We start from the raw sequence: 12,223 nt of genomic DNA, 5'->3' as shown, positions 1-12,223 counted from the left end.
GCGATTCGCCGGTTTCCGCTCTCTCCTTGCGCGTGATACCGCTGCGATCCATCACCTCTCTCCAAGCCAATGCGCTGATATTGTTGGCTCAAATTTTTGCAGCAACTCGATATCTGGCAGGAAGTGATCCCTCATCTTTTTGGCGAGATCGGGATGCAAAGGCGGATATTTCACCGGTCGGGCAATCTGGTCACGGATGGCACGGACCGGCCATTTGTCTCTCAAAGGATCGAGCATGGGCCGCAAGGGGGCCAGCGCACGTCGAAATCTATGCGGCACGGTGGGCGCATTTTTGTCTTTGACACGCTCCTGCACGGGCGGATGTAGCGCGCCCTTTACCCCAAGATGATCCGCGACACGACGCAGCTGCTTTTCAGGCTCCCGCGTGACGTCATCAAAGTCGAGGATCAGAAGGTTTTCTTCGGGAAAGGTATTCCTGAAACGCGTCAGGTGATGCCCGTACCGGCTGTCGATAAGGAACCTTTCATCGGCAGCTTTTTCGGGATCCAGGTGCCGCCAGATGTCGGTCGATACACTGCCGCGGCGCAGTAGCATGCAGTAGTCGGAATAGGCGCGTTTCACCGGGTCGCGCAGTTGAGCGATAAGGCGAACATCCGGATAGTGTTTGGCAATGCGGTCGGCGGCCTGCGGTTCGGTGAGGTAGGAATTGGATTTTTCGCCGATTGTGACATCGCGTCCGAACCCGGAAAACTGGTCCTGATACCAGGCGATCCCGCGGTCATACTCACGTGAGAAGAAGTGCAGCTCCGGTTCGGGTAAATAAATGGATTTGTTGGCAGAAAGCGATTGCTGCAGCCAGGTTGTGGCACATTTGGCGGCACCGATTATCAAAAAATCAACATTTAAATCTGGGGTCGGCATTAAAACCTCATCTGTTCGTACTGGCATTAAATTCCGGGCGACTATGCGGATCGGGGCATTGAAATACCGAAGTTCCCGCAAAGGTCGGTGGCTTAAAAACGTAATCTCCAAACTATCATTTCAGCGGTGTGTAACGGCTGTTTGTCGCGGTCTCCAATGCATTCGATTTTCATTTCGCTCATATCTAATTGGCTGCTTTTTCACCTATCGAGACGCGGCGGATTTCGATTGTGTCACCCGGTAGCAATTCACCCGTCGCGGTCAATTCGAGAACGGTCTGGTCCGATCCGCGCGTAACAAAATACTTCGTCGCCCGCTCGGTCAGCGGATCAACCACGGCGGAGGGGTTGGCTGCAACCGCCTCTTCATACAATGAGCGAAGGGTTGTCAGGCCGATCTGCTGGGCTGCGATTTCCTGCTCGACGTTGTTCAACCGCGACAGGCCGCCCGATTTTGCATCGTCCAGCAATGTCAGCTCTTCCCGCTCTGCCAGATTGAGCTGTTGTTGCGCGGTCAGCAGGCCGATCTCCAACTGCAGGCGCTTCGCCTCCAGATCGTTGAGCGCGTTGTTCAGGCTTGATACCCGTGTGTTCACGGTCAACCCCCGCTCTTTCAGAGAACTGACGTTTTCGAGCTCCGCTTTTGTCAGGGCGATCTGCTCATCCCGGAGCGCGATCTGAGAGCTGAGGCGGGTAATCTGCTCTTTCAGCACGGCCTGCAGATCGAGAATCCGCGCATTTTGAGCAGCCCGCGCGGTTTGTACAGCAGCAAGGATTTCGCCTTCTCTCCCCGTCGGCAACGCTGCATCCGAACCCGTTTCGAGCTGCCGACCCAATGCGCCAAGATCCCAGTTGAGGCGGTTGCGCTCCTCCTGAAGGGCTCTGATACGATCTTCAGCAACCCGTATCTGGCCTGCCAGCCTCAACTGTTCCGAGGCGTTGCCAGGAGCGCCTGCATCGATGACCCGGAGCAGGCCGCCCGACACCGCAAGCGCTTGTTGTGACGTGAGACCGGGCCGATAGGGGTAAGCCCCCGGGTTTTGCACGTCTCCCAAAACGTACACCGGCAGATGCCCAATGATTTCCATCGCGACCTGCGGCGGCTCCGACGTGCCGATCAGGCGGTGCAGCCTGAGTTGCAATTGCTCGGACAAGGCCCCGACCGTCTTTCCCTTGGCCTCAAGCTGGCCAGCCAGCGGGACATGTATCAGCCCCTCTGTTGACACGACGTATTCACCGGAAACGCCGGGCCATTGTGAATAGGAGCCGGTGGTTCTGTCCCATTGCATGGCCCGTATCAGGACACGGTCCTGTCCCGTCAACGTGTATGTCTGTGCGATCGCAAATGGCGCAGAGAGCCAAACAAAAACCGCGATAAGAAAGGGTACCAACACAGGACGTTTCACGGGTATTTCCTCCGGAAATCAAACACATTGAACAACTGGGAGACGATCGACACTACCGATGGCTCCCCTGTAACTTTGGAAGACAAGACTTGGGATGCGGGGATTTTGTTTCCGGCAGATACCGCTCTTGGGGCATTGAGTTGTGCATCGTAACACAGATGCAATGGCCTACTGATTGTCTGACGGCGCGACCTATCCGCTCCGAAACCTCCGTAAAGCTTGGGACCGGCGCGCAAGCCTAAACCGCCGTTCCGACCGGTAATTTCACTCAGCAGCGGATACACCCTGATCATCACCTAACTCCCATCCCCGGCGAGCGCCGCCAGCCAGGTTTCGACATGGCTCAGTCCCGTCTGGGGATTGGCTTCCCAGGGATCGTTCGCTTCGTTTGGGTCCAGTCCGTTTTGACCGGCCTCCCAGAGGTCCGGAAAGCCGTCACCGTCGCTGTCTGTTTGCGACGCCGGATCAGCTGATGCAATCGACGGCCAGCCACCGACTTGCGTGACCTCGTTAATGATCGCGCCGCCACAGTTTCGGACATCTGACACCACCCGCTGATCCAGCGCGTCGGGAGCCCGTCTGCCCGGGATCTGGTCTCCGGCTATCGCCAGAACATCACTGAGGGTCTGCGCTGCGGGCCGCGCCACAATGTTCGTCTGCCATCCCGGTGCGGCGACTTGTTGCTGCTGCGCAATGGGGTCGAGCACGCGCATTTGCCGCACGCGACATCCCTGCGCAGATGTCGCGATATTGTCCTCGGCCAAAAGCTCAACTTGAAACGCATCCTCCCATTCAAAAACCTGCACGGCTTCGGGCGTTTTCCGAATGGTGTTTGGTCCGGACAACGCGACATTGCCGAGATAGGCAATTTTCGCATCCCCGATCAGATCGTAGAACTCGCCGAACTGGCTGACCGGGTTGTAAAAGACGTTGTTGATCACCTCCACCGGACCGATGGAGGTGCCCTTGACGTCAGGTTGCCGATCCCTGTGGTGGGCAAACAGGTTGCGGTGCAGCGAAATCCTTCCGCAGCCATTGTTCACGTTCTCGGTTGAGCAGATCAACGCGCCCTTCGAGTGTCGTCCCTTCGGGTGATTGGAGCGATCCAAACTATAGGCCAGAATGCTGTCGGCAAGGGTAATGTCTGCCGCCGTCGCGCCCGAGACGTGGACGTTAAATGTTTCATCCGTGGCAAAGGCCATCGACAGGTTGCCCAGATAGATCCGCTGCCCATTCTCCACCGTGATCGCATCCACGGACGGCGACGGCGTTGGGCTTGGCCCGGGGCGCACCTTGAGGTGGCGCACCACAACATCATTCACATTCTTCAGGATCAGCGGCCCGTGCTTGCCACCAACCAGTCGCAACTGAATACCATCCCCCGGTGCGGTTTGCCCGGCGACATATATATTGGATGGCAGTTTGATCGGGCCGCGCAACTCGATGGTGCCGCTCACCGAAAACACACAAATTCGCGGCTGCCCGCTGCTCGCCGCACAGGTGCGCAAAGAGCCGGGGCCGTCATCGGCCAAAGACGAAACCCTGTGAATTTCGCCACCTTTCCAGCCGGTTGCGACCGCGCCAAACCCATCGGCACCCGGGAACGCAATCCCGTCAGAAGGACCTGCGCCCGACGCTTCGGGCATCAGCAAGAGAACCGATAAAACAGCGGCGGCGCGTAACATCAGTGATACCCTGATGCGCCGTAACTGTAGTAATGCGCATATCCGCCGTATCCGTATCTGCGCTGTTTGCGCGGGTCGACGTTGTTGATGACGGTCCCGGAAACTTCGATACCGTTGCTGGCGAGTTTCCCAACGGTATCCCGCAGCACCTCGTCGGTCGTGCGCGCCCACCTCACGACCAGCAGCGTCGATTCAACCAGCGCACCAAAACGGCAGGGTTCGTCCACGACAAGCACCGGCGGTGTATCCACCAACACGAGATCATAGTCCGCGCTCAACTTCTTGTTCAGAGCCTGCAGATCCTGTTTCAGATCCTGAGGTGACGTTTTGTGCCGCGTTTGCAGGCCAAGAACCTGCACGCCCTCCACTTCCTCGCCATCTACATAGGCGGGCACGCCAACGGTTTTCCCGGACAGAACGTCCTGAAATGTTGCCAGTTTTTCGGTTGAGCCCAGCATCTTCGATGCCCCGCGGCGGTGGCTGTCGAGGTCGAGAACCAGTACATTCATCCCGTCATTGGCCGCAGCAGCCGCCAGCGCCACGGTCAATGTCGACTTTCCTTCGTTTGGCAGACCAGAGGTGACCATCACCACTTTCCCTCCGGCAGCCAGGTTGAACCACAGGGTGATCAGGCTGCGCAGCGCCTCTGCAAATCCCGAATTGGGGTTTGCGTGGAGAAACCAGATGGGCGAGTATTCTCGGGAAAACAGGCCCTTTTTCTTGATTTTGGGCACAAACCCGAAATTCGGAACGCCGGAGGCTGCGATCGTCTGATCTTCGTTCCAAAGCTTGTTGTTGAGACCTTCCAGCAGCAGGGCCGCGATGAAGGCCAGCGCCAGACCCGCCACCACACTGACCGCAAGCGTCGTGCGTTTGTTGGGCCAAAATGGGTCAATCGGAACCCGCGCCACAGACACCTGCCGGGCACCCTGGGACACAAATTGCAATTGGTTTTCAAGCTCATTCAGTTTCTCGATGGCGGTTTGATAGCGCGCGCGCAGCAGTTCCATCGAGCGCTCCATCCGCATCAGCGACAGCTGCGACCGCGTGCGATCATGCAGCGCAGCTTCGGCAGCCCGCAGGTCCTGTGTCGTCGCTTCGAATTCGTCTTGCGCGGTCGGGTCCTTGGACAAAATGCTCTCGATGGAAACAAGCCGGTCCACATCGGCGCGCAGCTGATCGGAAAGGTTCTCATCATCCAGATCGTTCTCGCGGATGAAAGCCGCAAGGCTCAGCTCAGATTGCGAAAGCTCTTCGCCCAATTGATCGACGCGCCCGCGCAGAAACTCAATGGATTGCACAATGCCTTCGCGGCGTTTGAGAACGGATTTTTCAATATACGATCTGGCAACCTGATTTGCGATGTTCGCGGCCATGCGAGGATCGGTCGATTCCGCCACGATTTCAACCGCCAGACTCTCCCCCTGGCGGAAAACAGTGTAGGATTTCAGCGTCTTATCGATGACTTTTTCACGCCAAACCGGATCGTTTGGATCCTCGACAACGCCCGGCTCGCCCGCAAACGTCGGTTCGTCAAAGAATTGCAGCGCTTCCGCGACTTCCACGGCGAAGTCACGAGAGCGCAGAATATCCAGCTCGGTCTCGATCACAAGGCGCGAAAGCTCGAATGTCTCCAATTCCACTTCCGTGGCGCTGACCCTCGTCTCCAGCAAGGTCAAGATCACCGTCGACCGGGTCTTGTACTCCTCCGGCAAATAGCTGACGGCGGCATAGGCAAGCCCGACAAAAGCGGTGACAATCAAGATGACCATCAGCAGATGGCGGCGAACGATGCTCCAGGCGCCATCAAGCCCGACCCTGCCCTCCGGCTCCGTCTGACCCAATTGCGAAATCGGCCCTTGTGCTGTCATATTCATCACTCCCGCATCGGTTCCCGATGCGCACGCACAGGGCTCCCTTGCTTAAACTAATTCCAAACGGCGGCCTGAGCCGCGCTTAACACAATTCTTGTTCAGGCAGACATCGAGCGGATATTATGCGCCGCCTGCGGTCGGCCTGACTGCACCGAATGGTAGGCCTCTCTATGAAGTTGTACGTATTGATTCATCGAAAAGTTATCTTGAACACGCAGGCGCGCGGCCCTGCCCAGACGCGCCCGTTCTTCTTCACCCGCGGACAATAATGCGCCCACAGCTGATGCCTGTGCATTTGCGTCGGATGGCGGCACCACAGTGCCGGTATCCCCGACGAGTTTTGCGCAATCGCCGACATCCGTGACCACGCAGGGCACCTCTGCCGACATCGCCTCGGTCACCGCGAGGGGAAATGCCTCACCCCAGGCAGACGACAGCAGAAAAACATCCAGACCTGGCACCAGCTTGGCGATGTCGTGGCGCATCTCCAGAAAGCTCACGCGATCGGCAATTCCCAGAGACTGCGCTTCTACCGCAGCGGCACTGCCTGTATGGCCCTCGCCGATCAGAACAGCCTGAACGTTGTGGCCCTCCTCCAGCATCTTTGCGGTGGCCCGCACCATGGAGACATGGTCTTTCATCGGATGGCTGCGCGATACATTCCCCACCATCAGTCGATCACCCGGAATATCAAGAACCCCGATCAGCCGCTCACGCGCGGCGGGGTCAGGTTTGAATTCCGAGGTATCGACGGCGTTGGGAATGAGCGCTGATTTCTTTGCATTAAAGCCAATTGCCTCATGCTGATTTCGGGACACGTCTGAACAATAGGTGATGCGCCCGACACTCCCCGACAAGGCCGCCATGATCCGGATGATCATCCGGCTGGAAAGCTTTTCCTTTTTGATGTCCTGCAAAGAGTGATGCACACCCCAAACCAGTCCCGGTTTTTTGCCGAACCTGCCCGCCAATCCGATGATCGAAGCAAGACACCCGTGATACATCCAGGCATGAACGACGCTGACCGGCTGCTGCCGTAGCATCTTTCGCATTTTCGCGATGGCTGACAGGCTCACGCGCCCGGGCTTCAGCCCAAGCGACTCAACATGAACGCCCATATTCTGGATATCTCGCCCAATCGATCCAATGCCGGTCAGGGAAACCACACTGTGGTTTTTGACCTCCGGTCCGAGCGCAGCCAAGTACCTCTTTAACATAATTTGAGCACCACCCACTCCCGTGCTGGTGATAAAATGAACAATAATCATAATGTTAGTGTTCTTACTTTTTTTGGCATTACAAGTAAACTTTCCTGAGACAAAGAGGAATGCATACCATTCCGGGAAATCGCCTAACTTATTGCAATTCCCGATTGAATTCCAACTTGACCGATGCCGAGAATCTATTTGGAAATTGCGGAATTACGTGTAATTTCGCATCAGATTCGGACGTAATTCTTAAGTTCTGCGGCGAAAGCTGCTTAATATTTTGGCATTTTTGTTTGCCGTTGAAACAGCCTTGATCGTCTTTTTTTGGACGCGCCGGGCTGAGAGTTCGGCGGTTTTTAGGGTAAAGTATTCGCTGTGTGTTATGAATCGCCTGTTTGAAATCTTGATCTGCCTTTTCGTTGGCATTTTTGCGTTCCCGGTCCTCCTCCTTGCGTGCTGTTTGGTCTGGGTCGATCTCGGTCGTCCTATTCTGTTTTGGCAGACCAGATCGGGCAAATCCGGTAAAACCTTCGACATCGCCAAACTGAGGACGATGCGGGAAGAACGGGATGCAAGCGGTACATTGCTTCCGGACGCCGAACGACAGACACGGATAAGCGTGCTGGTGCGTAGGCTACGTCTGGATGAAATCCCACAACTCTGGCTCATCCTGCGCGGTCGCATGGCGCTTGTCGGGCCCAGACCGCTGCTGCCGGAAACCATCGATGAATTTGGCGAAACGGGACGTTTGCGTAGTGCGGTCAGACCCGGGTTGACAGGCTGGTCGCAGGTCAGCGGCAATACCACTCTGTCGAACGAAGAAAAGCTGCGGCTGGATCTGTGGTATGTGTCCCACCGGTCCACGGCACTGGATCTGCGCATTCTGTGGGAAACGCTTGGCGTCGCTCTTTTCGGCGAAAAACGTCGGCCAGAGCGTCTGGAGGACGCAACGCGTTGGCTTAATGCGCACCTGCCGAAAAACTCCGCCGGAGTATCAGCATGAGAACGGTATTTGTGGGTGCTGTGGAAGGATCACGCAGAGCCTTGGAAAGCATGTGCGCCGCAGGACATATACCGGCGCTGATCGTCACCCTGCCCCCGGATCTTGCCCGACGCCACTCGGATTTCGCCGATCTGGACCCAGTGGCTGCCGCCCATGACATACCGGTGCTTTACGCATCGCAGATCAACGCGCCGGAGGCGCTGGCAGCCATCAAGGGGGTCGAACCAGATCTGGCGTTGGTCATTGGCTGGTCGCAAATCTGCGGCCCGGAATTCAGGGCAATTCCGAAACTGGGATGCATCGGATTTCACCCCACCGCCCTGCCGAAACTGCGCGGGCGTGGCGTACTCCCCTGGACCATCCTGCTTGGTGAACGGGATGTCGGCGCCAGCCTGTTCTGGCTGGGCGCGGGTGCCGATGACGGCCCCATCGCCGCGCAGGCCAGGTTTCAAATCGACCCCGACACGGTGACCGCGCGTGAACTTTATGACAGGGTGCTGGAGGCGCTTGCCGGAATGTTGCCGCCGTTGTTGACGTCCATTGCTGCGGGTGACATTCCCTCCACACCGCAACCAGACGATGGCATCAGCATCTGCGCCCGTCGCAGGCCCGAAGACGGGCGCATCGACTGGACCCGTCCGGCAGCGGAAATTCACCGCCTGATCCGGGCGGTTGGTCCCCCCTACCCCGGTGCATTCACCTATGCAGGGGACGGCGCGCAGATCACGCTGACTGCTGTCCGGCACACACCTGAAGCGGGGCGGTTTATTGGCCTGCCGGGGCAAATTCAGGACATCAACGGACGATCCTTCACCGTGGCCTGTGGTGATGGGAAATGCCTCGATATTCTTGAGTGGTCCGGCTCTGACAAACCACCGCCCCTTCACAGCAAACTGAAAGACTTTGGCCATGCCCCATAACCCCAGCGACCTCGTGCCCTCGACGGGCCCTGTTCTGGTCATTGCACCGCACCCGGACGACGAGGTCCTGGGGGCGGGCGGCACAATTGCGCGCTTTGCCGGTGAAGGTCGGGAGGTTCACATCGGCATTGTCACCAGTGGTCAGCCGCCAAAATTCGATGCCGAACAGATCCGCACGGTAAAGGCCGAAGCTGCCGCGGCGCATGAGCTGCTGGGCGTGACAAAGACACATTGGCTGGATTTTCCCGCTGCCGCGCTGGCCGAAGAACCGCATGGCGCCCTCAATGCAGGTTTGGGGAAATTGGTGCGCGAGGTGGCGCCTGCGCTGATCCTGGCGCCGCATCCGGGCGACATCCACCTCGACCATCAACTCAGTTTCCTGTCGACACTGGTCGCCAGCAGGCCGCACCAAGCGGATTATCCTGCCACAATTCTGGCCTATGAAACCCTGTCGGAAACCAATTGGAACGCGCCCTATCTGACCCCAGCCTTTGTGCCGAATGTCTTCATCGATATCTCGGACACCGTGGATCAGAAAATCGCGGCATTTAGGAAATTTGCCAGCCAGGTCTTCCCTTCCCCGCACGAAAGATCGGTTGAAGCGCTGCGCGCGCTGGCCACGCTGCGGGGGGCTACCGTGCACAGACCTGCGGCAGAAGGATTTGTCCTCGTCAGAACCGTCGTCTGAAAAAGGAACTACCATGAGCCAGTGGCCCGTTTACGATACCGAACAGATTGAAGCCGTCGCCGCCGTGCTGCGCTCCGGCAAGGTGAATGCCTGGACCGGCCCGGATGTCGGCGACTTTGAAAAAGCCTATTGTCACTACACAGGCGCCCGCCATGCCATCGCCATGGCCAACGGGTCGGTGACGCTGGATACGGCCCTGCATGTGCTTGATCTGCAACCGGGCGACGAGGTGATCGTGGCCCCCCGGAGCTTCATGGCCTCTGCCAGCTGCGTTCTGCTGGCCGGTGGCGTGCCGGTGTTTGCCGATGTCGATCCCGACACCGGGAACATCACGCCGGACACCGTGGCCCCTCTGATCGGGCCCAAGACGCGCGGCATCCTGCCCGTGCACCTCGCCGGGTGGCCCTGCGACATGGACGGTTTCATGGATCTGGCGCAGGCCAATAACCTGTGGGTCATCGAAGATTGCGCACAAGCGCATGGGGCGCAACTGGGTGACCGGCATGTCGGTACCATCGGCACTTTCGGGTCGTTCTCCTTTTGTCAGGACAAGATCATCAGCACAGGCGGCGAAGGCGGCATGCTGCTTTGCAACGACGATGATCTGTGGCGCCGCGCCTGGAGCCACAAGGATCATGGCAAGGGCCATGCCAATGTCTTTGACACCGATCACCCCCCGGGATTCCGATGGTTGCACAATGCCGGGCCGGGCACCAATCTGAGGATGGCCGGGCCCGCCGCCGTCATCGGGCGCATACAACTGTCGCACCTTGACGACTGGCGGGCGCACAGGGAGCGGAATGCCCGCATTCTCAGCGGCGCGCTTTCGGGGTGTGACGCGTTGCGCGTGCCGATGCCACCCTCGGATATCACGCACGCCTGGTATCGGTTTTATGCCTTTGTGCGTCCCGAGGCGCTGGCCACGGATTGGTCGCGCGATCGGATGTTGGCAGAGATATCAAAGGCGGGGTTCCCGGCCTTTTCCGGAAGCTGCTCAGAGATTTACCGCGAAGAGACCTTCACCAGCCGGGGACTGGCGCCAGAGGCACCGTTACCTGTCGCACAAGCGTTGGGAGAAACCAGCCTGGCGTTCCTTGTCGACACGACGTGGGACGCCGAACGCACCGCCAAACTGGCCGACACCGTACGGGACATTGCGAACCGCGCCCTGAGATAGCGGCGTCAGTCAATCATGTGCTCGGCGGATCGCGCCCGATGGAACGCTGATCTCCTTAAAACGAAAAGATCGACCCCCTTATCGTGGCGGCCGATCTTTCAGGTGTCCGGTTTTCGCCTAGTTGAGCGATGCGATGAAGGCGTCGACCTCGTTCAGGGACAGGTATTCAACCTCTTCTGTGCCCGCGTCCGTGAAGGACCAGACCACCGCGGGCGCCGACACGTCCCCATTGGCGTCAAAGCGGACGTCACCCGTGCCGCCCTGATACATCACCGTACCACCGCCCGCGAGGACCTCCCTAGCCTGCTGGAAACCCGCCGTATCGGCGCTGACCGGTGTGCCATCCGCGTCGGTCACCTTGGCAATGGCGGCGGCGATATCTGCGCCTGAGGCGTCTTTGCCCGCCGCTTCCATCGCCAGAAGCGCGATCATGGTCGCGTCATAGCTGTTGGCAAGGCCCGGACCGTTGGGCTCAGACCCGAAACGCTCCACATAAGCCGCGCGGAAAGCATCGGCACTTTCCGAGCGGGGTGAGGCCGTGTCGGTGCCAACCGCCGCACCAAGATATTGCATGCCGACATTGTCGCGGAATTCATCCGATTTCAGCGAGTTGGCGAGGATCATGTTCTGGCTGCCCCCCAGCGAAATCCATTCCCGGACCGCTGCGGTGCCTTCGGCGGGGTAAAGTGCCAGGTAGAGCGCATCCGGCTGGCTGGTCAGCGCTTCCGTCACCTCAGCGCGGTAGGAGGGTTGGCCGTCATTCAGGGCAACCGATGCTGTGACCTCAACGCCGACGGCGGCAAAATCAGCTGCAATCAGCCGCGCCATATCCTGCCCCCAGTCGTCGTTCTTGTAGAGGATCGCCACCGACCCATAGCCCTTGTCCTTGGCGACTTTGGCCCCGATTGCAGATTGTACGCCCGTCGTGGCGAAGGTGCGGAACCACAGACCACTTGTCTTGCCCTCTTCAGACAGTTTGGTGAAGGCGGTCGAGGAGGAGCAGCACGACATCTGCACCACGCCGCTTGGCACCGTCACAGAAGTGAGGATCGGCATCGACACCCCCGAAGAGACCGCGCCCAACAGCAGTTTCACCCCCTCCAGATCGACCAGCGCCTTGGCGGCATCCACGCCCACCTTGGGGTCCACCTGCGTATCCCGGAGCACCATCTCGATGGCACAGCCTGCGGCCCCCCCGGCGGCGTTCACCTGATCGACAGCAAATTGCGCCGTCTCCGCAATCGGGCGACCCCAATCCACCGAGGTTGGCAGAACCGCACCGATCTTGGTGGTGCATTCCTGCGCGTGAACGGCACCCGCCAGCGCAGATAGCCCAAGGGCCAGGCCAACCACGGCCCTGATACGTTTCATGATGGACATG

At 58.7% G+C, this 12,223-nt stretch carries 10 protein-coding genes; 4 read left to right on the top strand and 6 right to left on the bottom strand.

Features of this window, described 5'->3' with window-relative positions; translation table 11 throughout:
* Nucleotides 1–51: 51 nt before the first annotated feature.
* The 5 genes from Q1A20_RS14200 to Q1A20_RS14180 form a co-directional block, all read right to left on the bottom strand.
* The gene (locus tag Q1A20_RS14200; protein ID WP_299402025.1) at nucleotides 52–993 is read right to left on the bottom strand and encodes a sulfotransferase; all 942 of its coding nucleotides are present in this window, start codon (nucleotides 991–993) and stop codon (nucleotides 52–54) included.
* Between the two features lie 73 nt (nucleotides 994–1,066).
* Entirely contained in the window at nucleotides 1,067–2,287 is a 1,221-nt protein-coding gene (locus Q1A20_RS14195) for a polysaccharide biosynthesis/export family protein (RefSeq protein WP_299917218.1), read from the bottom strand.
* 296 nt (nucleotides 2,288–2,583) lie between these two features.
* Nucleotides 2,584–3,972 carry a hypothetical protein gene (locus Q1A20_RS14190; protein WP_299402021.1) on the bottom strand — a complete coding sequence of 463 codons (1,389 nt, stop codon included), beginning with the start codon at nucleotides 3,970–3,972 and terminating at the stop codon, nucleotides 2,584–2,586.
* Nucleotides 3,972–5,843: an AAA family ATPase gene (locus Q1A20_RS14185; protein ID WP_299917217.1), complete on the bottom strand. Its 1,872-nt coding sequence runs from the start codon at nucleotides 5,841–5,843 to the stop codon at nucleotides 3,972–3,974. The genes Q1A20_RS14190 and Q1A20_RS14185 overlap by 1 nt, the downstream gene beginning before the upstream one ends.
* Before the next feature lie 101 nt (nucleotides 5,844–5,944).
* Complete coding sequence (locus Q1A20_RS14180) at nucleotides 5,945–7,063, bottom strand: glycosyltransferase (RefSeq protein ID WP_299917215.1); 1,119 nt, start codon at nucleotides 7,061–7,063, stop codon at nucleotides 5,945–5,947.
* A 280-nt stretch (nucleotides 7,064–7,343) separates the two neighbouring features.
* Between Q1A20_RS14180 and Q1A20_RS14175 the strand changes: the two genes are divergently transcribed.
* The 4 genes from Q1A20_RS14175 to Q1A20_RS14160 are packed head-to-tail and all read left to right on the top strand — an operon-like array spanning nucleotide 7,344 to nucleotide 10,842.
* On the top strand, nucleotides 7,344–8,057 hold the full coding sequence (locus Q1A20_RS14175) for a sugar transferase (RefSeq protein ID WP_299917213.1): 714 nt from the start codon (nucleotides 7,344–7,346) through the stop codon (nucleotides 8,055–8,057).
* The gene (locus Q1A20_RS14170; protein ID WP_299917211.1) at nucleotides 8,054–8,977 is read left to right on the top strand and encodes a formyltransferase family protein; all 924 of its coding nucleotides are present in this window, start codon (nucleotides 8,054–8,056) and stop codon (nucleotides 8,975–8,977) included. Before Q1A20_RS14175 ends, Q1A20_RS14170 begins: the two co-directional genes overlap by 4 nt.
* Nucleotides 8,967–9,665: a PIG-L deacetylase family protein gene (locus Q1A20_RS14165; RefSeq protein WP_299917209.1), complete on the top strand. Its 699-nt coding sequence runs from the start codon at nucleotides 8,967–8,969 to the stop codon at nucleotides 9,663–9,665. The genes Q1A20_RS14170 and Q1A20_RS14165 overlap by 11 nt, the downstream gene beginning before the upstream one ends.
* A 13-nt stretch (nucleotides 9,666–9,678) precedes the next feature.
* Nucleotides 9,679–10,842, top strand: a complete 1,164-nt coding sequence (locus Q1A20_RS14160) for a DegT/DnrJ/EryC1/StrS aminotransferase family protein (RefSeq protein ID WP_299402011.1) — start codon at nucleotides 9,679–9,681, stop codon at nucleotides 10,840–10,842.
* Between the two features lie 117 nt (nucleotides 10,843–10,959).
* Here Q1A20_RS14160 and Q1A20_RS14155 read toward each other — a convergent pair whose 3' ends face one another.
* A complete protein-coding gene (locus tag Q1A20_RS14155; RefSeq protein WP_299402010.1) occupies nucleotides 10,960–12,222 on the bottom strand; it encodes an ABC transporter substrate-binding protein in 1,263 nt (420 codons plus the stop codon).
* Nucleotide 12,223 lies beyond the last annotated feature (1 nt).

Source organism: uncultured Roseobacter sp. (assembly GCF_947501835.1).
Lineage (GTDB): Bacteria > Pseudomonadota > Alphaproteobacteria > Rhodobacterales > Rhodobacteraceae > Roseobacter.
This window is presented reverse-complemented; position numbering and strand designations above follow the sequence as displayed.